Raw genomic sequence first — 24,891 nt, forward strand, 5'->3', positions numbered from 1 at the left:
GAGACCGGAGTGCGCTTGCGCGCCGAAAACGCCGATCTGGGCCCGTCTCCTGTGCGGGAGACCGCCGCTCTGCTCTTCGCGTAGCAGAGGTGGGCGGAAACCGCTGTAGCCTCTGAAGCAGGGCATCCATCGCGTCGTCAATCGATTGCAAGAATGACCTTCCTCTCTCTCTCTCTCTCTCTCTCTTGCTTTTTTGCGCCTTGGCGCCTTGGCGTTAAATTCTCCGATCTCCCGCTGCGAGTAGACACGCCCATGCACCGCCTATCCGCCACCGACGGCATGACCTTCCGAGCAACCATCTCTCGTTGAGGGTTTGGCGATTCCCAAGCGAACGAGACGTCGGCTTATTTCGATCTACGTCACGAGCTGATCGACGTTCCTGCGCGGAGATTTAGCCGTGCGCGGCGCGCAGCTGCGCGCGGACAGCCGACGGCGTCGCCCCGGTCTCGCGCCGAAACGCGCGCTGAAACGCCTGCACCGTGGCGAACCCGACCGCGTGGGCGATCTGCTGGTTCGACAGCGTCGTCTCGCGGAGCAGGCGGCGCGCGTGCTCGGTGCGCAGCGTCGCCCGGTACGCCATGGGCGGCGCGCCCGTGGCCTCGAGGAACCGCCGGGCGAGCGTGGCGCGCGAGACGCCCACCGTTCGCGCCAGGGTGTCGACGTCCCACGCGCGCGCCGGGTCGTGCACGAGCTCGGCGATCGCGCGGGCGACGACGAGGTCCTGCGTGGCGCCGAGCGCGGCGAGCTTCGCGGGCTCGCGGTCGGCGAGCAGCCGCACGAGCTCGATGAGGATGAGCTCGAGCCAGCGACGGCGAGCCAGCCCCGCCCCCGGGCGCGTCTCGTGCAGCTCGCTCCGGAGGCGCGCCAGCGCGTCGGCAAACGAGGGCCGCGCCTCGATGGCCCGCGCGCCGGCGTGGATCACCGTCGGCAGGACCTGCAGCAAGGGGGCAAGCGCGTCGTGCTCGAACCGGAACACGCCGCACAGCGCGCGCGCCGTGGTGGCGCCGCGGCCGAGCACGCGCTCGCCGTCCTCCTCTCGCGAGACCTCGAGCCACCGGTCGAGGAGCACGGGCTTCGCCCTCGCGTCGCCGTGGTCGACGCGGTGCCCCACGTTCGGTCGCACCAGCGCCACGTCGCCCTGGTAGAGCGAGACAGCCTCTCGCCCGGCGCGCAGCACGCAGCTCCCCTCGGTCACGTGGTGGAGCACGAGGATCGGACGCGCCGGAAGCTCGAGCGCCCAAGCCCCTCGCGCTGCGGTCCGGCAGACAAGCTCGGACGAGAGTTTTGCCATGAAAAACCGGCTCGATAGCGGGTCATCCTGGTACATGGCGCGAGCCTAGCGATGATCCATAGCGCTCGCAACGTGAGCGTTCAGGGACATTCGTTGCGCGCGCCGGCCATCGCGGGCGCGCCCGCTGAGGGCTACATCCAGCCCATGAACAACGCCACTATCGCTTCCTCCGCCTCGTCCCTTCCGTTGCGCCGCCTCGGCGGGGCGGGCATCGCCACGCTGCTCACCGGCCTCACGCTGTGCTTCATCGGCGCGCGTTTCCTGGTTGTCCCCGGCACCGCGGCCGCGGCCTTCGGCGTGCCGCTCGCTGGCCTCGCCGCGTACGCTGTCGCCAAGGGAGTGCGCGACCTCTCCGTCGGCGCCTTGCTCATCGCCTTCGCGCTCCTTGGCGAGCGGCGCGCCGCGGCGCTCACGCTGCTCCTCGGCTCCGTGATCCCCGTCGTCGACGGAGCCATCGTGCTCGCGTGGCGCGGCGCTCACCCGGGCTACCTCGCGATCCACTGGGGCACCGCCGTGTTTTGCATCGCGCTCGGCGTGCTGCAGCTCCGCCGCCGTGCGTGACCCTACCAAGCGATTGAAGGAGTCCCATCGATCACTGTGAGCATGATGGGCGTCCACGGCATCGCGACCGTGCTCGGCTACCACGTGCCGGAGGCCGTGCCGTGGACCGCGGGGGTGGGCCGCATCCTGCTCACGGTCGGGCTCATCCTGCTGTTCGTCCTGCTCGGCAAGCGCCTCACCGAGCCCGTGAAGCCGGACGCGCGATGCCGCTTCGGCCCACTCCTGGTCGCACCGCGAGCTGCGCTGCCCTTCATCCCGGATTCCGTGCGTCACCGCGCTCGCCCACATCAGCGCTGGTCGGGGCCAATCCGGCTCGAGGAGACCGTCGGGCGTGGAGGGGGTGGAGCACTGGCCGGGCGGCAGCGATTTCGGTAACCACTTATCGAGCAGAGGCCGCTCCGCCGCACCGGCCAGCCGGTCGACCTCGCGCCCGTCGCGAGGGAAATTGACACCCGTCGTGTGAGCGTTCACAGTGGGCCCGCGCTCATCCTTTCGATCCGAAGACTGCACGGGCCGTCATGCGCACCCGCCAGAGATCCTTGTAGCCGGGATTGGCGGCCAGAACGACTCAGGACATGACCATGAGAAAACACAGCGCTTGCATAACGGCGATGATCCTGATCGGGTCCCTGCCCATGTCCTGCGGAGTGGACGAGCAGGTAACGCCCGTGGAATATCCCCTGACCATCGAGGCGAAGGGGGACGGGACGACTGATCCTCCGCCTGGAACCTACCTGCGCAGGGCCGGCACAGTGGTGACCGTGACCGCCAGACCCGCGCCGAGCGCCGACTTCACGGGATGGAGCGGGGCCGCGAGCGAGGCGGACGACGTCGTGGAGGTCACGGTGGACGGGAACAAGACGCTGACCGCCGCCTTCGAGACAGCGAGCTGGCCGGGCGAGCCCCAGTCCACCTACCTGAACCCGATCCTGCCCGGCGATCACCCGGACATGAACATCTACATCGAGGGGGACGATTTCTACATCACCGGCTCCAGCTTCAACATCTCACCCAACGTCGAGATCCTGCACTCGCGGGACCTCATCCGCTGGGAGCGCGTGTCGCGCGTCGTCGATCCGGCGTGGTCCGGCCTGGAGGCCTCGACCTCGGCGGGGGGCGGGACGTGGGGCGGCTTCATCGTCAAGGTCGCCGCCGGCTACAGGGTCTACTTCGCCGTCAACTTCAACCAGTACTTCGCGGAGGCCGAAAGCCTGGCAGGGCCCTGGGGAGAGCCCGTCCACGTGGAGCCTGTGGGCCCCTACACGCCGCCCGGAGAGGACCCGGAGCTCGTATCGTTCGACCGCGGGACCGGCTATGACGACTCGGTGTTCGTCGACGACGACGGGACCACGTACCTCGTCGTGAAGGCGGGGCAGTGCAAATGGAATGGAGGGACGGGCGGCGAGGAGAACAACTTCGGCGTCAACCTGCTCCAGAAGCTCGATCCCGAGACCGGGCAGCTCAGCGGCGAGTCGATCGATCTCAGCTTCGTCAACTGGGACGTGGAGAACGGGGGGTGCGGTGATCCCGCGGCCAACCCCGACAGCGCGGTCGAGGCCAATTGGGCCGAGGGGCCCACCATGACGAAGCGAAACGGCTTCTACTATTACTTCGACTCGACCCACACGGGGTGCGGCGGCGAGCAGTACGGGTGGCGCTCGGCCACGCTGAGCAGCAACCCCGAGGACTGGACGCCGCTGGGCAGCGTCCTCAAGGGAGAGGCCCCGTTCAGCGGCGCGCAGCACAGCACCGCGCCGTTCCAGATCGCCGACGGCACGTGGTGGGTCTTCTCCCACTCGTACGAGTGCGAAAGCAACTGGCGTGGCCTGGGCCGGCAGGGGTTGCTCAGCCAGGTGACCTGGATCGACGACGAGAGCGGCGCCGGGGTCCCGGTCGTGAACGGTCGCCTGGGCGAGCCGGCGCCGGCGCCGGCGCTGCCGCCCAGCGACATCCCGTTCCTGCTGCCCGTCAACGACGAGTTCACCGGGGACAAGCTCGCACCGGCCTGGACTTTCTACGGCAACATGCCGTCCGATCGCTACTCGGTCACCGACCGCGCCGGGTGGCTCCGGCTCAAGCCGGCGGAGGACGAGACGCGGTGGGTGATCCAGAAGGACGCGCTGCACGCCAAGGCGATGATCGTGAGGATGGACTTCGCCCCCGAAGCGGAGGGCGACGCGGCTGGCGTTCGCCTGGGCAACGCCGTCCCGGAGCAGGATCTCACGGCGTTCCCGACGTGGGTGCACCCCATCAGCCAGGAGGTGTCGGTGGCGCGCGTCCGGGCGGACGCAGAAGACCGGATCCGCTTCTCGTTCCGGTCGGTCGTCCCCGTCCTCAACGCCGACGAGAGCGCCCATGAAGCGGTGGACGCGACCGAGATCAGCTTCGATGCCCCGGCGCCGGCCGAGCGCACCCTCTGGCTGAAGCTGGTGCACGGCAAGGACCACGAGGCCACCGGCTGGTTCAGCACGGACCGCCTGATCTGGACCCAGGTGGGCGAGCCGATCGACATCAGCGCGCTCGAGGACTACGATACAGTCAACATGGGCTGGGTCGGCAGCCAGGCCGGCGTCTTTGCCAGCAACGCGAGCGCTGACTTCGACCTGTTCACGTACCGCGACGGCTTCACCGCGATCGCGGCCGCGGAGCCGGACCAGGAGTCCGGCACCGAGGTTGTGTCGAGCCAGTCGGCAGGGCCGGTGCTGGGCGGCCTGGAGAACGGCGACTGGGCCATGTACGGCAGCGTCGATCTGGGCAGCGGCGGCGTGGCGTCGGTCGAGATCGAGCTGCAGGCCTCCAGCGCGAAAGGCGGCGCCGTCGAGGTATGGCTCGACCCGCTGGCGGGCGGCCGCCGCGTCGCGACCTGCGATGTCCCCGCCACCGGCGGCTGGGAGACCTGGACGACCGTGACATGCAAGGTGAGCGCCGTCGGCTCCCACGAGGTCTACCTGAGGGCAAAGGGCGGCTCTGGTGAGCTGCTGCGCCTCGCGTCCCTCCGCTTCGTGCCTGGGAAGAACGGATGAGCTCAGCGTAATGTAGACCGGGTGGCGCTCGAAGACGACGATCGGCTCGAGATCGTCCCGGATCACACGCCCGCTGTCCAGCCGGCCGCTGCCAGAGGGCGGCTATCGATCTTCTCCGCGAACGCCGCAGCCGCGCAAACGCCGTCGTGAACTCCAGCGTAATGAAGGCAACATACCGCAGCCGAGTGAACTCGTTGGATCCGTTGGTTTTTGTAGGCGGATCAGTGGGTCGTACTTTTGTACGTTATGTCGACTGCCCGTCGTTGGCGGGAAATTCGTGACAGGTCGGAACGGCTTTGCGCGGGCTATCCTCCGCCCCCCGGGCGCGTCAGGCGATGGCCGCGACGCCCATCGCCTTTCGCCCGATCATGGCGTCAGTAGACGTAGACGCTCTTGGGGATGAACGGCAGCGGGCTCAGGCCGCTCTCCGCGTAGATGGGGTACGGGTAGCCGATGCAGTCCTCGTTCTGGAACATCGCGGCGCCGACGCCGTTGGTGTTGTAGGCAGAGTGTGCCCTTCCCTCCCAGCCGTGCTCCGGAAGGTTGACGCACGTGCCCACCTGCGGGTTCAGCGCCCGGACGTTGAAGATTTCCCCGCCGTAGTCCTCCTCCTCGAAGAGGCAGAGGACGCTGTCGAACGGGCAGGGGACGGGGTCCTCCTGCGCCGAGGCTATCTCGGGAAGCAGCAGGCCTGCCCCCGCGAGGAGGCCGGCGCCCACCAGGACACGCAAGCTCAGGGAGCGGGACGGAGTGAAACGACGGAGGTTCTGAACGTGCTGGAGCAAGTGCATGTGGTTTCCTCCTCCTGCCCACCCAGGGGCAGGTACTGCGGAGGGACCTAGCACCGGAGGCGATTCACGCATCCCCATCTTCGACTGTTGTTAACATGATTTAGCATAAGAACCACGCGGGCTCGCATGTGCCTGGAATCTTTCATCCATCCCGGATGGCGGCTTCATCGACATGGAAGTTCTTGTGGCGCCTGCCTCGAACTCGTTGCATGAGCGGCACGCGAGGCACACTGGAGGACGCATCGGGGTACGGTCACTACCACCTGTCCTTCACCAACCCGGGCTTCACGGGGTGTGGCTTCGTCGACCCCGGCGACGGCCAAGGGCCGGGGACCGCCAAGCTGATCGGCGGTGCGTGCGGAATACCGAACTGGCCGGCGGAGCCGCGCAAGCTCCAGTCCCACGTCGCGAACCAGTGGATCAAGGTCTGGAACGGGACCAACGAGAGATTTCCGCAGCCGTTCAGGATGTCGACCATCACCGTGGGGGACATGCCCATTCAGCTCTGGTACCGCAGGATCAGCGACGGGCAGTGGTTCGTCTATGAATCCCTGGCGGCAAACACGATCCACACGCTGTTCATGGATTACTCGAGCGAGGTGTTCTTCAAGGCTGCCAGCGAAGATGCTGTCGGTCCTTACACGATCTGGAACTTCGAGGTCACCGCCCCCTCTTGAGGCCAGCCGGGCCTCACGACCCCGGACGCTCGCGACGGTCCGCGGCGACACCCAGCAGCATTTTTCAGCCGCGCAGTCGATCTACCAGGGCAACGACGACGTGAACGACATCGCCGAGAAGGACGATGGCTTCGGTCAATGATCGCCTGGTCCCCCGCCATCGTGGCGGCGCTGCTGCCGCTTCCTCTGCGGGGTCTCGTTGCAGCCGCCGCCAGCCGCACGCAGGGTCTCCACGATGACCTTCCGCAAGCAGGCGGCCGCCGGGTCCTTGTGCGTCCGCTCATGCCACGCGAGCGAGATCTCGTGGCCGAGGTCCTTCACGGGCAGCTCGACGATCCGGACAGGGAGGTGCGACCCGAGCGCCACGGCGACGCGGCGAGGCATGAACGCCACCAGGTCGCTGGCCGCTGCCGCCATCGTCGCGGCCGCGAAGCCAGGGACCACCAGGGCGATCCGGCGGACCAGGCCCTGCGCGCGGAGGGCCTGCTCGACCATGGCGTGACCACGACCCGGACGGCCGAGCGGGATGTGCACGTCGATGAAGCCGAGCCGCGGGAAGGAGCCCCGCGTCAGACGCTGGCCCACGATGGGGTGATCGTGGCGGACGATACGGCCATGTCCACCCGCGAGAGGCGCCCGACCCGCGCTGGTTCCGTCCTGCTCCGGCTCGCCGCCGCCGGCCTCGCCGCCGCCGGCTGCGACGACTTCCACGAGTGCGATCCGCCCGATCCAGAGCGCCAGGCCGAGCTGCCCGCGGCGCTGTCGGAGACCGGCCTCTACGCTGACATCGCCGCGCGCGCGGTGGCGAGCGACGTGGTGGCCTACAAGCCCGGGTTCGAGCTCTGGAGCGACGGCGCCGAGAAGCAGCGGTTCATCCGGCTGCCGCCCGGCGCGCAGATCGACACCGGCGATCAGGATGCATGGCAGTTCCCCGATGGGACCCGCCTGTGGAAGGAGTTCCGGAGGGATGGGGCGCTCGTCGAGACCCGCCTGCTCGCCAAGGTGGGCCCCGCCCCCGAGGACTGGGCCTCGGTCGCCTACGTCTGGAACGCCGACGGGACCGACGCGCTCGCGACGCCCGGCGGCGCCGCGGACGCGCGCGGGACGCCGCACGACGTGCCCGCGGCGGCCGAGTGCATGGGCTGCCACGGCGGGACCAGGAGCCGCGTGCTCGGCTTCTCCGCGATCCAGCTCGCCACGAGCCGGGGCGAGGTCGACCTCGACGAGGTCATCGCCCGCGGGATGCTGTCGGATCCTCCGCGCCAGCCGATCCAGCTGCCCGGAGACGCCGTGACGCGCGACGCCCTCGGCTGGCTGCACGCGAACTGCAGCCACTGCCACAACCGGAGCCGCCCGAAGAGCGACGGCGCGCGCTGCTATGACCCGGAGCGCAGGTTCGATTTCACGCTCCGGGTCGGCGAGCTCGCGTCCGTCGAGTCGACGGCCACCTACCGCACCGCCGTCGACCAGGTGATCGACCCGGGTGATCCCGACGGCAGTGATGTGGTGGAGCGCGCCCGGAGGCGCGATCCGGACTGGCCTTCGATGCCGCCCCTCGGGACCGAGATCGTGGACGAGGCCGGGCTGGACGTCCTCCGCGCCTGGATCCGCAACCTCTAGAGCGGCGGTCACCCGCTTCGGATACGGGCTCAGCTGGGCGTTTTCGGTGCTCAGCGCATCCCGGGCCTGTTTGTAAAGAATATTTAAAAATGGAGCTCCGGGCCGCGCCGAACGTTGAACATCGTTCTTGTTCAGCTACATCATCGCTCGTCTGAGGTCGCTCCTAGCACCGCCTGACGCCCCCGGCGCGCGGCCTCGCGCGCCGGGCGGCGAGGGCTGCCTCTCCGGCGGTTTCCCCGCCGGGGCGTGGCTCACGAGGCCCACGCCGCACCGCCGGGCGGCTCGGATAACTCCGCGACCACAGCTGAAGAGTGGATGAAACGCGCCGCTTTCCTGCTCGTGGCCGCTCGCCACGGCCGGGCGCTGCGCCTCTAACGGAGAAAGCTCGATGGGACGCTCGAAGATGGGGCTGCTGCTCGCGTGCGGGGTCGGAATGGCGCTGTTCGCCGGGGGGTGCTCGGAGGCAGAGGACGAGATTCCGGAGCCCCTCGATGAAGCTTCGCAATCGCTCGCCCTGGCGGATCGGCTCGCCGAATGCGCGCAGGATCCGCGCGTGGTCGCCGGGCTCGTCTCGCAGGACATCTGCGCGGGCGCGGGTGTCTTCTTCCACGAGACGTTCGACGGCAACGGCCGCACCTGCGGCACCTGCCACCCCGTGGCCAACAACACGACGCTCGACGTGCCGTTCATCCAGGCCCTCGACCAAACCAACCCCAATGACCCGCTCTTCGTGTTCCGGCAGGTGCCGGAGCTCGCCGAGCTCGAGACATCGGATCTGCTGGACGACGCGGCCATCCTCGAGAACGTGGACGGCTTCGCCGATCCGACGCACCGGTTCGTCTCGCGCGGGGTGAACCACGTCCTCTCGCTCAGCACGAGCATCCGGGCGGATTCGGGGGACGGCACCACCAATCCCCCCACGGAGCGGACCGGCTGGGGCGGGGACGGATCGAGCGACGGCACGCTGCGCGGCTTCCTCAAGGACGCGATCACCCAGCACTTTCCCAAGCGCCTCGCCCGCGAGCCGGGCGTCGATTTCCGGTTGCCGACACCGGAAGAAGAGGACGTGACCCTGGCCTTCCAGCTCAGCCTGGGCCGGCTGAACGAGCTCGATCTGGCGAGCGTTCGCCTGTTCGACGCGGAGGCGGAGGACGGCCGGCAAGCGTTCATGGACCCGAACCGCGGCCGCTGCAACTTGTGCCACCACAACGCCGGCGCGAACTTCCAGGACACCGGCAACAACCGCAACTTCGACACCGGCACGCGCACCAAGGGGTCGCCGCTCAACGGGGGCAGCTTCGGGGGCGAGTTCCTCGCGGACGGCGGCTTCGGCGGGCGAGACCTGCCGGCGCCCAACTTCGACGCCACGGGCATCGGCTTCCCCAACTCGTTCGGCAACGGCACCTTCAACCCGCCGCCCCTCATCGAGGCCGCGGACACGCCGCCCTTCTTCCACAACAACCTGCAGATCAACGACAAGGCGGCTCCGGGCATCACCGACGCCGTCACGTTCTACGCCTCGACGCCCTTCCTCTTCTCTCCGGCCGCCCAGGAGCTCGAGCAGCGCTTCGGGACGCCGCTCAACCTCGTGCCGCTCGACGCGAACGCCATCGCTCGCTTCCTGCGCGCGCTGAACGCCGCCTTCAACGCCGACATCGCGAAGCAGCGGCTGGACGCCGCGCGGGTGCTCGTCGACCAGTTCGCGAACACGCGCGCCGACGTGCAGCAGAAGCTGATGGAGCTCGCCCGCGTCGAGATCGACGACGCCATCGAGGTGATGGCCCCGATGACGCTGTATCCCGCCGCGGCGCAGCAGCTCGACCTCGCGCGCGGCGAGATCGCCCAGGGCCTCGCGGCGAGCTCGGCGGTCGAGCGCCGCAATCGCATCGTGAACGCGACCGCGCGCGTGACGACCGCCCGGGCCCAGTTCGGTCAGAACATCACCTTCGTGCTCGGCCAGGGCAACCTGATGTACTGAGCGCGGCCGTGGCGCCGCGCCCCCGCGCCGCCACGCCCCTCCTGCCCACCGAAGAGCCCGTCACCCGTCGGGGATGACCCGGGCGTGACGTGATCCCACCCACTTTCCCGTGCGCCGGGATAAACCGGCACGGAGACGGGTATGCGGAAACCTACGTCGAAGGGCCCCTCAGTCGATCGCGAACGTCGACAGGCGGGCGGCTCCACGGAAGACGAGGTAGACGTCGTGTCGCCCGTAAGCGCCGTCGAGCTCGGCGGTCGCGGTGGCGTAGGCGTACACGTCGCCCGTGCTCGGCACGACGGCGGTCCCAACCACCTTGCCGCGGACCGGATCGTCGAGCCGGATCTCGACGAGCGCGTCGCCCGCCTCGGCGCGGGCGAACCCGCCGCTGAAGTGGCTGGCACCGCTGCCCAGCTCCACATCGGAGAAGCGGAGCCAGTCGCCCGCGGTGGCGCCCACGGCATCGCCCCACTCCATGCTCTCGTCGACCAGCTCGATGCCGGCGTAGTCGTCGAAGTCGAGCGCTCGCGTCTCGCGGGCAAGGTCGCGCGCCGGGATGCGCTCGCCGCGCACGCGCACGACCGCGCTCCGGCGGATGTCGGCCGAGGAGGAGCCGACCATCAGCTCGACGCCAGCCGCCTCGAGGACCCAGCGGCTCCGGGTCACGTCCCAGTGGGCGAGGTCGGAGGCGGCGAAAGCGAGCTCGACCGTCCGCTTCTCGCCCGGCGCGAGATGGATCCGCCGAAACGCCCGCAGCTGCTTGGCGGGCTGCGGATCGCGCGACGATGGCTGGCGGCTGTAGAGCTGAACGACCTCGTCGCCGGCCCGCAGGCTCGTGTTCGTGACGTCGACGCGCACCGAGATCTGGTCGCCGGCCTGGACCGACCGGGCGCTCAGCTGGAGGTTGTCGTACCCAAAGGTCGAATACGACAGCCCGTACCCGAACGGATAGAGCGGGTCACCGTCGAAGTAGAGATAGGTCCGCCGGGCCTTGATGATGTCGTACTCGAGGACGTCCGGCAGGTCGTCCGCCGAGCGGTACCAGGTCTGGGTCAGTCGCCCGGCAGGGTTGTGGTCGCCGAAAAGGACGTCGGAGATGGCATGGCCGGTTTCCTGGCCCGCATGGGTGGTCCACAGGATGGCGGGGACGTGGAGCTTCTCCCACGGGATGGTCACCGGATAGCTGTTCTCCATCACGAGGATGGTGCGCGGATTGGCGGCGAGCACCGCCCGTACCAGGGCGGACTGCCGCTCGGCCAGCGCCATCGACGTGCGGTCGTGATCCTCCCGCCCGTTGATGAACGGCATGCTGCCGACGACGACCACGGCGGCGTCGGCGCCTGTCGCCGCGCGCACGGCCTCATCGACGCCGCTCCGGACCACGTCGACCGCGAAGTGAGCCGCGTTGGCCGCCTCGGTCGCGGTCAGGGCGAGCGCGCCGTCCTCGGCGATGGTCAGGTAGACCTCGGGTCCGGCCCAGTCGAATGCCTTCTCGTATCCGGCGTAGCGGATGACGTGCGTGCCGTCGCTCTGCGGCTCGAGGACGAACTGCTGCTGGACGAACCAGCCGTACGGCTGGGCGGCGCGGTTCGCGAAGTTGGGGCCGAAGTTGAAGCGGTCGACCACCTTGCCGTTGGCCGCGCTGCGCAACGTGACGATGCCCTGCCCCCAGTCGAACACGTCGAACTCCTCGGTGGGACCCGCGCTGGCCGCGCCGACGCGCAGGATGTCCCCGTCCTCGTCCGCGCCGGCGGTCACGTAGCGGCCGCTCGCGACGTCGCGCAGCACGATCCGGTCCACGCCCTCGCTGGAGAGGACAGTGGCGCCGCTGAGCCGCTCGCGGATGCCGTCCAGGGGCGTGACCCGGTACGGCAGCGCCCCGGAGTACCAGTCCGTGTAGAGCGTGTCCGAGAGAGGCCCGACGACCGCGATCCGCCGCGTGGCCGACGGGTCCAGCGGCAGGAGGCGACGCCTGTTCGCGAGCAGCACCATGGCCTCGTCGGCGGCCCGGCGGGCCAGCTGGCGGTGCTCCGGGCTGTCGATGACCTCGGGCCCGATGCCGGCGTAGGGGCCCCCGTCCGGGTCGAAATCGCCGAGCCGGAGGCGGACGGAAAGGACGTGCTCGACGGAGGCGTCGATGTCCTCCTCGGTGAGAAGCCCTTGCGCGAGCGCCGAGTGGAGAATCTCGATGGTGCGCGCGCTGTTGGCGTCGTCGACGGTGAAGCTGTCCACTCCGGCCAGGAGCGTGGCCGCGAAGGCCTCCTCGCTCGTGGCGAAGTACTTCTGCGAGGCGCTCAAGTTGTTGGGGGCCCAGGCGTCGGACACGTTGTAGAGCGTCTTCTCCGTCCAGCTCCGCACGACCTCGCCGACATCCGGGTTGACGGTGCACGGCCTGCCGTTGACCAGGTTGTAAGATGTCATGACGCCGGTCACGGCGTCGGCGGCGATGGGTATCTTGAAGGCCAGCTCGTCATACTCGTGCTTCACGCGGGGGCGCAGATTCGACGACGTGGTGTCACGATGAATCTCGTTGTTGTTGGCGAGATAGTGCTTGATGACCGGCGCGGTCTTCAGGTAGAGCGGGTCGTCCCCTTCGAGGCCGCGCCCGTATGCGGTGGCGATCGCGCCGGAGAGGAGCGGGTCCTCGGAATAGCCCTCCTCGTTGCGCCCCCAGCGCGGGTCGCGCAGGAGGTTGACCACGGGCGCCCACACCTGCAGACCCCAGACGCGAGGGGCGAGCGCGTGATGGCCGCGAGCTTCGGCTCCGACAGCCTCGCCGACCTGCCGGATGAGATCCGTGTTCCAGGTCGTCGCCAGGCCGATCGCCTGCGGGAACACCGTGCCGGTAGCCGTCACGACGGCGCCGCCGTTGTCGCGATCGGTGGACCAGGCCACTCCGTGCAGCGCCTCGGTGCCGGCCTTGAAGTCCGGAATGCCGAGCCGCGGAATGGCAGGCTGAAACTGATGCAGGAGCGAGATCTTCTCGTCGAGCGTGAGCCGGCCGAGGAGGTCGCGGACGCGGATCTCGATCCCCAGACCGGGATCCTGGAACGGCAGCATGTCACTCGCGCTCGAGTCCGAGGGGTGAAACGAAAGCGCGAGGACGAACGGAACGGAAGCAGCGATTGAGCGAAATCTCTTCATCGGTCGTCTCCTTTGGGACCGGGCGCCGTGGTTGAGCCCTTCTCTTCCAGCGTGATGACCAGCTCGCCGCCGGTCGCCCTGACCAGCGCTCCCCGCGGGTGCTCCGCGCTCTCCCCGCCTTCAACGGCCGCGACGCGGCGGTTGACGAGGAGAACGTTCCAGGCACCTGGGGCGCCCGCGGCCTCCACCCGCACCACCGGGCCGTCCCGGGACGTGGTGAACGTCGTGACCGCGTCCCCGTCCGCGCCCGGGATCACGGTGGTGACGCGGGCGCCGTCCGCCGGCTCGTACACGCGCAGCGTTACACCATCCGCGTGGTCGTAATCGGGACGGTCCTCCACCGCGCCCTCGGGGATCACCGCCCCCGGCCGGACGAGCAGCGGCACGCTGTCGAACCCGTGGCGCTCGCGCACCCAGCGGCCGCCCTCGACGCGCTTCCCGGTGAGATAGTGCGTCCACACGCCGCGCGGCACATAGTAGGAGAGCTCCCCGTCGGCGGAGAAGACGGGCGCCACGAGCAGGTCGTCGCCCAGCATGTACTGCCGCTCCAGATGCGTGCAGGCCGGGTCGTCCGGGAACTCGACGACCATCGCGCGCACCATCGGCAGGCCCTCACCGTACGCCTGCCGCGCGGCCCCGGCCAGGTAGGGCATCAGCCGCATCTTCAGCCGGGTGAAGCGCCGCAGCACCTCCACCGACTCCTCGTCGAACAGCCATGGCACCCGGTAGGAGCCGCTTCCGTGCAGCCGGCTGTGCGACGACAAGAGCCCGAACGCGATCCATCGTTTGAACACCGCCGGATCGGGGGTGCCCTCGAACCCGCCGATGTCGTGGCTCCAGAAGCCGAAGCCCGTCATGCCCAGCGACAGGCCGCCCCGCAGGCTCTCCCCCATCCCCTCGAACGTCGACTCGCAGTCTCCGCCCCAGTGCACCGGGAACTGCTGCCCGCCCGCCGTGGCCGAGCGGGCGAACACGACCGCCTCGCCCTCGCCGCGCCGCTTGCGCAAGAGCTCGAACACCGTCTGGTTGTAGAGGTGGGTATAGTAGTTGTGCGCGCGTTCGGGGTCGGACCCGTCGTGGTAGACGACGTCGGTGGGGATGCGCTCGCCGAAGTCGGTCTTGAAGCAGTCCACGCCCATGTCGAGCAGCGCGTCGAGCTTGGCGGCGTACCACGCGCGGGCCTCGGGGTTGGTGAAGTCGACAATGGCCATGCCCGGCTGCCACAGGTCCCACTGCCACACGTCGCCGTTCGGGCGCCGCAGCAGGTAGCCGCGCGCCCTGCCCTCTTCGAACAGCGGCGAGCGCTGCCCGATGTAGGGGTTGATCCAGACGCAGATGCGCAGGCCGCGCTCCCTGAGCCGGCGCAGCATCCCGGGCGGGTCGGGGAACACGCGCGGGTCCCACTCGAAATCGCACCACCGGAACTCGCGCATCCAGAAGCAGTCGAAGTGGAACACGCTGAGCGGCAGGCCCCGCTCGGCCATCCCGTCGATGAACGAGGTGACGGTCGCCTCGTCGTAATTGGTGATGAACGAGGTGGACAGCCACAGCCCGTACGACCAGCCCGGCACTCGCGCGGGCCGCCCGGTGAGCGCTGTGTACTTGCGCAGGATCTCCCTCGGCGTCGGCCCGTAGATGAGGAAGTAGCGCATCGACTGGCCCTCGACGCTGAACTGCGTCCGCGACACCGCCTCGGAGGCCACCTCGAACGACACGCGCCCGGGATGGTCGACGAACACGCCGTAGCCCGCGTTGGTGAGGAAGAACGGCGCGTTCTTGTACGCGTGCTCGCTGGACGTGCCGCCGTCGTTGTTCCAGATGTCCACGACCTGGCCGTTCTTGACCAGCGGCCCGAACCGCTCGCCGAGGCCGTACACGAACTGGTCCACGCCGAGGTGGAGTTGCTCGCGCACGTAGTGGCGGCCGTCGTCTGTGTCGATGATCGCCATCGCCTTCCGCGCGCTGCCGGTGAGGCGGCGGCCCCCGGCCAGGAAGTCCAGCCTCCACCCCTCGCGGCGCCCGACCCGCACCGACAGCGCGCCGGAGGTCAGCGTGGCCGCTTCCTCGTCCACCGTCACCTCCCCGGTCGGGTCGGTGGCCAGCTCGAACGCCGGGCCGCGTGGCCGCTCGCCCGCGAAGTGCGTGATGGTGACGCCGATGACGTCCGGCATCGGGGACGCGCAGGTGACGGTCACCACCGGTCCCTTGAGCAGGTCGCCGCGGTGCCGGATCCGCTGGATGGGCGCGTGCACGACGAACGACGCCGGCCCGGCGTCGATGTCGAGGACGTCCATCGGGTAGACCGCGTGCACACCCTTGCACATCTCCCAGTAACCGTCAGTGAACTTCATTCTTTGATCGCTCCTGCTGTGAGTCCGCGCGATAGCGTGCGCTGGAAGATGAGGTAGAAGACAACGGTCGGCAGCAGGCCGAGCAGCGCGGCGGCGCTGGACATGGTGGCGTCCATCAGCCGCTGCCCCTGCAGGACGCCGAGCGCGACCGAGACCGTCTGGTTGTCGTTGGAGATGAGGAAGATGAGGGGGATCAGGAACTCGTTCCAGGTCCAGATGAAGAAGAAGACGAGCATCACCGCCAGCGTGGGCCGCACGACCGGCACGACCACCCGCCACAGGATCTGCCACCGGTTGGCGCCGTCTATCCGCGCCGCATCCAGCAGCGGCCGGGGGAACGCCGACATCACCGACGACAGCAGGTAAGTGCCGAACGCGCTCTGGATGACGGTGAACACGATGATGACGCTGACCCGGGTGTCGTAGAGCCCGAGTTGGTTGGCCAGGTAGTACAGCGGGTAGACAAGCGACTCCTGCGGCAGCGTGTTGGCCATCAGCAGCAGGACCAGCACCCACATCCGGCCCTTGATCCGGCCGATGCCCAGCGCGTAGGCGTTCAGCACCGACAAAAGGACCGCCAGCACGGCCACCGAGCCGCTGATGAGCAGGCTGTTGAGCAGGACGTGGCCAAAGCCGACGCGCTCCCAGAAGCCCCTGATCCCCTCGAGATGGACTCCCTCCGGCGGGGCAAGCGGGCCGTTGGCTGTGTACTCCGCCGGCGTCTTCAGCGCGTTGAAGACCACCACGGCGAAGGGGATCAGCATGATCCCGGCCAGCGCGGCCAGCGCCGCCAGCACCGCGTAGACCGACGGACCCCGGCGGCGCCGCCGCGACCGGTTCCGCGCGGGTGCGCTCACCGGGCTTTTGGCCAGCGTCGTGGTCACCGCTCCTCCCCCAGCTCACGGCCCTGCAGCCGCAGGAAGACGATGGTGAGCGCGATGACGATCAGCGTCAGCACGGTTGCGATCGCCGAGCCGTAGCCGACGTCGGTCTTCTCGAAGAAATGGACGTAGGAGTAGTAGGACGGCACGTTGGTCGCGCCTCCCGGGCCGCCCCTGGTGAGCACGAAGATGTGCGGGAATGCCTTGAGCGCGGCGATCGTCGTCCACAGCAGCACCACGAAGATCTCGGGCCTGATCTGCGGGATCGTGACGTGCCAGAAGCGCTGCGCCCACGAGGCCCCGTCGATCTCGGCCGCCTCGTACAGCGAGGGGTCCACGCGCTGCAGCCCGGACATGAAGATCACGAGGGGGAATCCGATCTGGATCCAGACCATGACCCCCATGACGCTCCACAGCGCGGTGGCGGGATCGCCGAGCCAGTCGTGCGCGAGCGAGCCGAGCCCGATCGCGCCCAGCAGGACGTTCACCGCGCCGTTCTCGGGGGCCAGCAGCCAGCTCCATACGATGCCCGCGATGACGATCGGCAGGACCTGCGGCAGGTAGATGCAGGCGCGCAGGGCGCTGGCGGTGCGCGGGCCGAAGTGCCTGTCGATCAGGTCGGTCAGGGCGGAGGCCAGCACGAGCCCGATCATCGTCGGGAGGATCGCCATCCCGACGATGACCAGCGCGTTGTGCCGGAACGACGCCCAGAACTCGCCGTCCGTCGCCAACTCCCGGTAGTTATCCAGCCCCACCCACGTCGGGGTGCCGACGCCGGCCCACTCGGTGAAGCTGGTTCCGATGTTCATCAGGAACGGCACCCCGATGACCCCGGTGAACAGCAGCAGCCCGGGGATCAGGTAGGGCAGGTAGGCGAGCCGGTCGCGCCCTGTCAAGCTGCGTGCTGTCACTTGGGCAGGCCGCTGTCGTAGGTCTTCTGGAGGCCGCTGAGCACCGACTGCGGCGAATCGCCGTTCATGAGCTTCTGGGTCTGCGAGACCCACTGATCGTAGAAGCCCGGGGCCGGCCAGTCCGGGTAGTACGCCAGGCCGTTCGACTGGGCGAGGGTGTTGAAGCCGTCGATGAGCTTCTTGGCCCTGGGCTCGGTGATGGCCGAGCTGTCGGCCGCCACCGGGACGCCGCCCGCGTTGCCGAGAATGTTCTGGATCTTCTTCTTCAGCGTGATGTCGATGAAGTCGTAGGCGAGCTGCTTGTTCTTCGATCCCTTCGGGACGACCCACAGGTTGCCGCCCGATCCGAGGGTCATCTTGGCGCCGGGCCACACGAAGATATCCCAGTCGAATTTGGCCTCCTTGGCCACGCGCCCGAACCACCAGTTCCCGGAGAACATCATCGGGAACTTGCCGCTCATGAACGCCACCCCGGCGTCCTCGCCCTTGGTGCTGACCGAGCTCTTGGCGATGTAGCCCTTCGTCACCCAGTCGGCGAACGTGGTCGCCGCGTACGTCCATGCCGGGTCGGTGAAGTCGGTCTTGCCGGTGTAGCGCTGGAACGCGTTCACCCACGGCTCGTCGGCCTTGTCCAGCGCGAGCTGGTAGACGTACTGCTGCGCCATGTACTCGGCGCCGCCGTTGGCCAGCGGCGTGACGCCCTTGGCGACGAACGCGTCCATCACCTTGGTGAACTCGTCGAACGTGGTCGGGACGCTGACGTCGTGTTTCTTGAACAGGTCCTTGTTGTAGTAGACCTGCGTGTACTCGGCGTAGGTGGGCACCCCATACCACTTGTCGCCGCCCATGATGCCCTTGTCGTCGTACTTGGCGACGACCTGCACGCTCGGGCTGATCAGCTTGTCCCAGCCGCGCTTTTTGACCTCGGGGGTGATCTCCTCGAGCAGGCCCTGCCTGGAGAGCAGCCCGGCGGTCGCGTTGCCCTTGTTGTACTCCATGACGTCGGGGGCGCTGTTGGAGTTCACGATCATGGGCGCGGTCTTCTGGATCTGCTCGAAGCCCTTCTGCTCGAGCTTGACCTTCACGCCCGGATGGGTGGCTTCGAACTCCTTGATGGCCTCGTTCCAGGCCACGCCCATGCCGCTCTCGGGAGCCTCGTAGTGCCAGACCCGCAGCTCCTTGCCGCCGGACTCGCCGTCGTCGCTGCGACCGCACGCGGCCAGCGTCAGGGACCCTGCGGCGAGCGCGGCGAGCAGCGCTGCGCCCGTGACTCTTGTGATCATAAATTTCCTCCGGGGTGAGAAACGGACATCGGCCCTCCTTTTCGAAGCGCTCCGAGTGCAGGGATGATAAACCATATGTGAACGTTCACACAACAAGGAAGCCGGACAAAACGCTTGTCACGTGTTCACCTGGGAGAATGTGGGCGACCGTCGCCGCCAGGCGCACCGGGAGGCAGCACCCATGAAGATCGTGGGAAGAGTGAAACCGCCAAGGCACCGAGAGAACACAGGGATATCGCTACTCGCGGCGTCCTCTGCGCCTCGGCGGTTTGTAGTTCTCTCGTCCTCGTCCGAGCACCGATTGGCCGCCTGTAGCTCTCCCATCCGAGCGCCGCACCAGGGGCGGCGCGGGTACGACGCCGCGCGGTCCGGTAGATCCAGGAGAGCGATGCGACGCAAGCCATCGATCGTGCTCTCCTCGGCGGCGCTCCTCCTCGCGGCCGCCGGGACCGGCGGCGCCCTCGCCAACCCGCGCCCGGCCGCGAGCGGACCGGCGAGGACGCCGCCGTTCATGGACGGCGGGCGCCGCGTCGCCGTCGAGCGGCTCGGGCCGGCACAGCGCTGGGCGCGTCGGGCGGCGCGCTCTCGCCGGTGCGGCTCCACTGCCCCGGCGGCCGCACGGTCCAGGCGAGCGTGGGCGCGACCGCGATCGTGAGGGTCGATCCCCGAGGCCGACGCGAACGTCTCGACGACGTCGTCCGGATCGAACCGGAACTGGAGGCCGGCGCCGCGCGTGTCGGGCAGCGCTGGCGGCGAGCTCCGCGGTCGAGCCGCGCCGGACGAGGTCGGAGCGGCGCAAGCTCTGCGCGACACACCCAGGTTCTTGCGTCCCTCGTGGATCTCCAGGCTGGCGCGGGGGGCGTGGCGAGGAGCGACGGGGCTCCCTCGAACGCCAACGCCCTGGGCGAGGCAGAGAAAGCCGTTGCGATGGCGATGAAGGTCGTCGTGCCCGAGCTACCGGACAGGCAAAGGAGAATCCGACGTGATCAGCTTCGTCGAGACGACTCGGTTCTCCGCGGCCGTCGCAGGACAGAGCCAGTTCGCCTTGTCGATGAACCGCACCGTCCGATCGAGCGTGCCCTTGTCCAGCAGCGCGGGGACGAGCTTCCGCAGCTCCGCGGCGATCCGGCAGGGGTCCGGCGGCGGCAGCGACAGCACCGTCTTGGCCTTGCCGGCGCTGTCGGGGATGGCGGCCGAGGTGGCACAGGACCGGAGCAGGCGAGGACCAGCGCCGAAATGTTTCACACGGCAATGAAATTGGATTGTATCTTTTGGATACCGTAGCAAAAATCCATAACCTCACAACAGAATAATATGGATCTGGGATTAGAGAACAAAGTCGTCATAGTCACCGGGGGCGCTAGAGGTATCGGAGCAGGCATTGTACGAGCGCTTGCAGACGAGAAAGCCATTCCGGTAATCATTGGACGGGATGAGGGCGACAATCTGAAGCTATATCAATCGATCGTTTCGCAAGGGTCTAAATGCGGATACGTAACTGCCGATCTTACGTCAAATGACGCATGTAGATGGGCCGTTGAAGAAACAATGTCAAAATTCGAAAGGATCGATGCGCTTGTTAACAATGCGGGTGTAAATGATGGCGTGGGCCTGGCCTCGGGAAACTATGAAAAATTCATCGGCTCGCTTCACAAAAACCTGATTCATTATTATTTGATGGCGCACTATTCATTGTCGGAGCTGATCCGTAACAAAGGTTCAATTGTCAATATCGGATCGAAGACAGCCGAAACAGGGCAAGGCAATACCTCCGCATATGCGGCCGCCAACGGAGGGCGGAACGCGCTCACGCGCGAATGGGCGGTGGAGCTTCTGCCCTACGAGGTCCGGGTAAACTCTGTAATTGTTGCGGAATGTTATACCCCGTCATATGACACCTGGATCAAAACCTTTCCTGACCCGGAAGAAAAGTTGAAACTAATAAACGAAAGAATTCCATTGGGAAAACGAATGACTACAAAGGAAGAAATTGCCGCGATGGCAGTTTTTTTGCTTTCACAAAAATCCTCGCACATCACCGGACAGCTCATTTATGTGGATGGAGGATATGTGCACCTCGATCGTGCACTGCTTTAATTTAATGCGTCATAGCAATTGACGGGGTGGTCACGATGGCGTTGGTCGGGTGGTTACGGCGAGACAGCAGTTCCTGGAGCGCGTCGCGACGCGACTCGCGGCGTTCCCCGACGGCGCGGTCCGGGAAGACCTCTCAAAGATGATGGACATGCTCGTGTCAATGGTGATCCGAGGCGCCGAGAAGGGCTACTTCCGCGTCGCCCAGCGATGAGGCAGCCCCGGGACCGGAGCCGTCCGGGGCCAGGTTGAACGCGGTGCCGACCAGCGCAAGTGGCTGAACGCCTGGGGGAAGTTCCCGAGCAGCCCCCGCTCCCGGGGTCGTACTCCTCGGAGAGGCAGGCGCCGCGGCGCGTCCATCAGTCCTTCATCGGGGCGAGCCGGTCGTGCCCTGTCAAGCTGCGTGCTGTCACTTGGGCAGGCCGCTGTCGTAGGTCTTCTGGAGGCCGCTGAGCACCGACTGCGGTGAATCGCCGTTCATGAGCTTCTGGGTCTGCGAGACCCACTGATCGTAGAAGCCCGGGGCCGGCCAGTCCGGGTAGTACGCCAGGCCGTTCGACTGGGCGAGGGTGTTGAAGCCGTCGATGAGCTTCTTGGCCCTGGGTTCGGTGATGGCCGAGCTGTCGGCCGCCACCGGGACGCCGCCCGCGTTGCCGAGAATGTTCTGGATCTTCTTCTTCAGCGTGATGTCGATGAAGTCGTAGGCGAGCTGCTTGTTCTTCGATCCCTTCGGGACGACCCACAGGTTGCCGCCCGATCCGAGGGTCATCTTGGCGCCGGGCCACACGAAGATATCCCAGTCGAATTTGGCCTCCTTGGCCACGCGCCCGAACCACCAGTTCCCGGAGAACATCATCGGGAACTTGCCGCTCATGAACGCCACCCCGGCGTCCTCGCCCTTGGTGCTGACCGAGCTCTTGGCGATGTAGCCCTTCGTCACCCAGTCGGCGAACGTGGTCGCCGCGTACGTCCATGCCGGGTCGGTGAAGTCGGTCTTGCCGGTGTAGCGCTGGAACGCGTTCACCCACGGCTCGTCGGCCTTGTCCAGCGCGAGCTGGTAGACGTACTGCTGCGCCATGTACTCGGCGCCGCCGTTGGCCAGCGGCGTGACGCCCTTGGCGACGAACGCGTCCATCACCTTGGTGAACTCGTCGAACGTGGTCGGGACGCTGACGTCGTGTTTCTTGAACAGGTCCTTGTTGTAGTAGACCTGCGTGTACTCGGCGTAGGTGGGCACCCCATACCACTTGTCGCCGCCCATGATGCCCTTGTCGTCGTACTTGGCGACGACCTGCACGCTCGGGCTGATCAGCTTGTCCCAGCCGCGCTTTTTGACCTCGGGGGTGATCTCCTCGAGCAGGCCCTGCCTGGAGAGCAGCCCGGCGGTCGCGTTGCCCTTGTTGTACTCCATGACGTCGGGGGCGCTGTTGGAGTTCACGATCATGGGCGCGGTCTTCTGGATCTGCTCGAAGCCCTTCTGCTCGAGCTTGACCTTCACGCCCGGATGGGTGGCTTCGAACTCCTTGATGGCCTCGTTCCAGGCCACGCCCATGCCGCTCTCGGGAGCCTCGTAGTGCCAGACCCGCAGCTCCTTGCCGCCGGACTCGCCGTCGTCGCTGCGACCGCACGCGGCCAGCGTCAGGGACCCTGCGGCGAGCGCGGCGAGCAGCGCTGCGCCCGTGACTCTTGTGATCATAAATTTCCTCCGGGGTGAGAAACGGACATCGGCCCTCCTTTTCGAAGCGCTTCGAGTGCCGAGATGATAAACGACATGTGAACGTTCACACAACAAGGAAACCAAGCAAAATGCTGGTCACGCGTTCACCTGGGAGAGTGTGGGCGACGTCGCCGCCAGGCGCACCTGGAGGCAGCGGCCATGAAGCTCGCGTCCATCATGCTCGACAGCGCATAGGGCCCCGCGCCTGGCCGCTTCACTCGGATCCCGATCCTGCTCTTGCCCAGGTATTCGCGGCAGGTTTTTCCGATACGAGGTTCCTGATCAACACCAGCTACCCCAGGAGGTCACTCCGCTGGCTGCGGAGCCCTCCGTGCCAATGTGCCTGAAACACCGACCCTCAATGCGCGTACTGCCGGAGGGCGAGTCCGGAGCGTTTGATGAAAGAAGAGCAGCCCTCTCAGCAGACGATCCAGGCGCATTGTGCGCTGCGCGCGCGATTCTCCGTGCGATGCGCAGCCACGCCCGGATCCGGCGGCCGCGCGCACTGGCGCGCGGCGGAGGCAGGCGGCCTTCATGAAAGGGGGTTTGCTAGGCGGATCGGTTGTGCCGAAGATGGCATCACGCTGCGCCGTGGGGTGAGGCCCACGTCGCGTCACGACAGCTCTCTCTTGCGTTGGAGCAGGTGGATGAACGTACGACTCGTTGCAGGTCTTTTCGTGCTGGCGCTGTCGGCTGCCGCGGGCTGCGGAGACGATGACGGCCAGGTCGGCGCCGGCGGCAATGGCGGCTCCGGCGGCGCTGGCGGTGGCGGCGGCGTCGACGCCACGAGCACCGGAACTGGCACCGGCGGTGGCGGCGGCGGCGGCGGCGGCGCCGAGCCCACCGGCGGTGGCGGTGCTGGCGGCGCCGAGCCCACCGGCGGTGGCGGTGCTGGCGGCGCCGAGCCCACCGGCGGTGGCGGTGCTGGCGGCGCCGAGCCCACCGGCGGAGGCGGCGGTGCCGAGCCAACAGGCACCGGTGGCGGCGGAGGCGGCGGTGCCGAGCCAACCGGCACCGGTGGCGGCGGCGCCGCCGAGCCAACCGGCGGTGGCGGTGCTGGCGGCGCCGAGCCCACCGGCGGAGGCGGCGGCGGCGCCGAGCCAACCGGCACCGGCGGCGGAGGCGGCGCCGAGCCAACCGGCACCGGCGGCGGCGGCGGCGCCGAGCCCACCGGCGGAGGCGGCGGCGGCGCCGAGCCAACCGGCACCGGTAGCGGCGGAAGCGGGCCGGCGGGCGCGCTGTACGAGGCCTGCGCGATGGATGATGAGTGCACCGGGGACATCTGCCTCTCCGAGGAGGAACTTGGATACCCGTCCGGGCTCTGCTCGGACCTGTGTGAGCCCGCGGCCGAGCCAACGCCGGGCGGAGAGTGCGACGGCGGGGTCTGTCTTGATATCTTCGATGGCGTGGGCGCGTGCCTGGCGCTCTGCAGCGCGTCGTCGGAGTGCCGCGACGGTTATGCCTGCGAGGACATCGGCGGTGGCATCCGGGCCTGCGTCCCGAGGTGCACCTCGAACGCGCAGTGCCCCTCGCTCGGCGTGTGCGACACCCTGAGCGGCGTCTGCACGCCAGGCGAGACGGACTGCGCGAACCACGAGGACGACGACGGGGACGGGTCCTACGACTGCGCGGACACCGACTGCGCCGCGACCTGCACCCCGATCGCCGAGGCCGCCTGCGCGAGCGCGACACCGATCGTCTCGACGACGATCCACGGCGACACGTCGGGGGGCACGAGCGGGCTGGAAGGGACCTGCTACCTCGGCAACACGGGGCACGGACCGGAGGAGATCCACCTGTTCACGCCGCCCGCCGGGCAGTCGGGCACGCTCGTGGTCGAGCTCGAGTCGCCGACCGAGCATAGCGTCTATGCCCGTAGCTCGTGCGCGGACATGCTCTCCGAGATCGACTGCTCCGACGAGAACTACCCCCACGATGGTTTGCCCGACGAAGAGCGGATCGAGATTCACGTGAGCGACGGCCAGACCGTGCCGATCGTCGTCGACTCCTATGAGCCGCGGGAGGCCGGTCCCTACACCCTGAACGTCAGCTTCACGCCGGTCGTCTGCGGCGACGGGACCGTCGGCTCGGCCGAGCAATGCGACGACGGCAACACCACGAGCGGCGATGGCTGCTCCGCCACGTGCGCCTACGAGCCCGACGTGCTGTGCGAGAACGCGGTCGAGCTCGTGATCGGCGAGAACACGGGCAACACGGCGACCGGCCCCTCGGTGTTCGAGGGCAGCTGCCTCGGATGGGACGCGCCGGAGACGATCCACAGGTTCACGCCGCCGAGCGACGGCGCGCTCACGCTGACGCTGTCCGCCGAGACCGACCTGGGCATCTACCTGCGCGAGAGCTGCGCGGACTTCGGCTCCGAGCTCGCGTGCGTCGACGACGAAGGCCGCGGCCATGACGAGACGCTCGTGATCGATGTCACCGGCGGCGAGCCCCTGTTCGTCATCGTCGACACCTACACGTCGATCAACAGCGGCCCCTACACGCTCACCGTCGCCTTCACCCCCGCTCCCTGAGGTCGACGCTGCCGTCGCGGGCGCTCACCGTGGGA

The 24,891-nt window shown here is 68.0% G+C and carries 19 protein-coding genes; 9 read left to right on the forward strand and 10 right to left on the reverse strand.

Annotated elements, in window-relative coordinates:
- Positions 1-391: 391 nt before the first annotated feature.
- The gene (locus tag WMF19_RS42730) at positions 392-1,327 is read right to left on the reverse strand and encodes a cupin domain-containing protein (protein WP_437895632.1); all 936 of its coding nucleotides are present in this window, start codon (positions 1,325-1,327) and stop codon (positions 392-394) included.
- 108 nt (positions 1,328-1,435) lie between these two features.
- Here WMF19_RS42730 and WMF19_RS42735 point away from each other — a divergent pair, with 108 nt between their 5' ends.
- From WMF19_RS42735 to WMF19_RS42745, 3 genes are all read left to right on the forward strand, one after another.
- Positions 1,436-1,852, forward strand: a complete 417-nt coding sequence (locus WMF19_RS42735; protein ID WP_437793521.1) for a DUF4267 domain-containing protein — start codon at positions 1,436-1,438, stop codon at positions 1,850-1,852.
- A 42-nt stretch (positions 1,853-1,894) separates the two neighbouring features.
- Entirely contained in the window at positions 1,895-2,227 is a 333-nt protein-coding gene (locus tag WMF19_RS42740) for a DUF2871 family protein (protein WP_437901738.1), read from the forward strand.
- Positions 2,228-2,520: 293 nt separating this feature from the next.
- Positions 2,521-4,875, forward strand: coding sequence for a family 43 glycosylhydrolase (locus WMF19_RS42745; RefSeq protein ID WP_437895633.1), 2,355 nt, complete (start codon positions 2,521-2,523; stop codon positions 4,873-4,875).
- A gap of 374 nt (positions 4,876-5,249) precedes the next feature.
- On the opposite strand, the gene WMF19_RS42750 is transcribed toward WMF19_RS42745, so the two are convergent.
- Entirely contained in the window at positions 5,250-5,666 is a 417-nt protein-coding gene (locus WMF19_RS42750) for a peptidase inhibitor family I36 protein (protein ID WP_437895634.1), read from the reverse strand.
- Between the two features lie 209 nt (positions 5,667-5,875).
- On the opposite strand from WMF19_RS42750, the gene WMF19_RS42755 reads away from it, so the two are divergent.
- Positions 5,876-6,343 carry a hypothetical protein gene (locus tag WMF19_RS42755; RefSeq protein ID WP_437895635.1) on the forward strand — a complete coding sequence of 156 codons (468 nt, stop codon included), beginning with the start codon at positions 5,876-5,878 and terminating at the stop codon, positions 6,341-6,343.
- 135 nt (positions 6,344-6,478) lie between these two features.
- Here the strand turns inward: WMF19_RS42755 and WMF19_RS42760 are convergent, their stop codons facing one another.
- On the reverse strand, positions 6,479-6,928 hold the full coding sequence (locus WMF19_RS42760; protein ID WP_437895636.1) for a LysR substrate-binding domain-containing protein: 450 nt from the start codon (positions 6,926-6,928) through the stop codon (positions 6,479-6,481).
- Between the two features lie 30 nt (positions 6,929-6,958).
- Between WMF19_RS42760 and WMF19_RS42765 the strand changes: the two genes are divergently transcribed.
- Together WMF19_RS42765 and WMF19_RS42770 are read left to right on the forward strand one after the other, a co-directional pair.
- Positions 6,959-7,963: a hypothetical protein gene (locus WMF19_RS42765; RefSeq protein WP_437895637.1), complete on the forward strand. Its 1,005-nt coding sequence runs from the start codon at positions 6,959-6,961 to the stop codon at positions 7,961-7,963.
- A 388-nt stretch (positions 7,964-8,351) separates the two neighbouring features.
- Positions 8,352-9,941: a hypothetical protein gene (locus tag WMF19_RS42770; protein WP_437895638.1), complete on the forward strand. Its 1,590-nt coding sequence runs from the start codon at positions 8,352-8,354 to the stop codon at positions 9,939-9,941.
- 168 nt (positions 9,942-10,109) lie between these two features.
- Here WMF19_RS42770 and WMF19_RS42775 read toward each other — a convergent pair whose 3' ends face one another.
- From WMF19_RS42775 to WMF19_RS42800, 6 genes are all read right to left on the reverse strand, one after another.
- A complete protein-coding gene (locus tag WMF19_RS42775; protein ID WP_437895639.1) occupies positions 10,110-13,085 on the reverse strand; it encodes a glycoside hydrolase family 3 C-terminal domain-containing protein in 2,976 nt (991 codons plus the stop codon).
- Positions 13,082-15,436, reverse strand: coding sequence for an alpha-xylosidase (gene yicI, locus WMF19_RS42780; protein WP_437895640.1), 2,355 nt, complete (start codon positions 15,434-15,436; stop codon positions 13,082-13,084). The genes WMF19_RS42775 and yicI overlap by 4 nt, the downstream gene beginning before the upstream one ends.
- The gene (locus WMF19_RS42785; protein ID WP_437901739.1) at positions 15,433-16,200 is read right to left on the reverse strand and encodes a carbohydrate ABC transporter permease; all 768 of its coding nucleotides are present in this window, start codon (positions 16,198-16,200) and stop codon (positions 15,433-15,435) included. Before WMF19_RS42785 ends, yicI begins: the two co-directional genes overlap by 4 nt.
- 116 nt (positions 16,201-16,316) lie before the next feature.
- Positions 16,317-17,228 (reverse strand): carbohydrate ABC transporter permease, encoded by a 912-nt coding sequence (locus WMF19_RS42790; protein WP_437895641.1) that lies wholly within the window; start codon positions 17,226-17,228, stop codon positions 16,317-16,319.
- Positions 17,225-18,511, reverse strand: a complete 1,287-nt coding sequence (locus WMF19_RS42795) for an ABC transporter substrate-binding protein (RefSeq protein WP_437895642.1) — start codon at positions 18,509-18,511, stop codon at positions 17,225-17,227. The genes WMF19_RS42790 and WMF19_RS42795 overlap by 4 nt, the downstream gene beginning before the upstream one ends.
- 954 nt (positions 18,512-19,465) lie before the next feature.
- The gene (locus WMF19_RS42800; protein WP_437895643.1) at positions 19,466-19,756 is read right to left on the reverse strand and encodes a hypothetical protein; all 291 of its coding nucleotides are present in this window, start codon (positions 19,754-19,756) and stop codon (positions 19,466-19,468) included.
- Between the two features lie 69 nt (positions 19,757-19,825).
- On the opposite strand from WMF19_RS42800, the gene WMF19_RS42805 reads away from it, so the two are divergent.
- Both WMF19_RS42805 and WMF19_RS42810 read left to right on the forward strand, forming a co-directional pair.
- Positions 19,826-20,608 (forward strand): SDR family oxidoreductase, encoded by a 783-nt coding sequence (locus WMF19_RS42805; RefSeq protein ID WP_437895644.1) that lies wholly within the window; start codon positions 19,826-19,828, stop codon positions 20,606-20,608.
- 49 nt (positions 20,609-20,657) lie between these two features.
- Positions 20,658-20,819, forward strand: coding sequence for a hypothetical protein (locus tag WMF19_RS42810; protein ID WP_437895645.1), 162 nt, complete (start codon positions 20,658-20,660; stop codon positions 20,817-20,819).
- A 195-nt stretch (positions 20,820-21,014) separates the two neighbouring features.
- Here WMF19_RS42810 and WMF19_RS42815 read toward each other — a convergent pair whose 3' ends face one another.
- Positions 21,015-22,301 (reverse strand): ABC transporter substrate-binding protein, encoded by a 1,287-nt coding sequence (locus WMF19_RS42815; protein WP_437895642.1) that lies wholly within the window; start codon positions 22,299-22,301, stop codon positions 21,015-21,017.
- A 668-nt stretch (positions 22,302-22,969) separates the two neighbouring features.
- Between WMF19_RS42815 and WMF19_RS42820 the strand changes: the two genes are divergently transcribed.
- Positions 22,970-24,856 (forward strand): DUF4215 domain-containing protein, encoded by a 1,887-nt coding sequence (locus tag WMF19_RS42820; protein ID WP_437895646.1) that lies wholly within the window; start codon positions 22,970-22,972, stop codon positions 24,854-24,856.
- The last annotated feature ends 35 nt before the right edge of the window (positions 24,857-24,891 follow it).

The organism is Sorangium sp. So ce124 (assembly GCF_051525235.1).
Classification (GTDB): Bacteria; Myxococcota_A; Polyangia; order Polyangiales; family Polyangiaceae; genus Sorangium; species Sorangium atrum.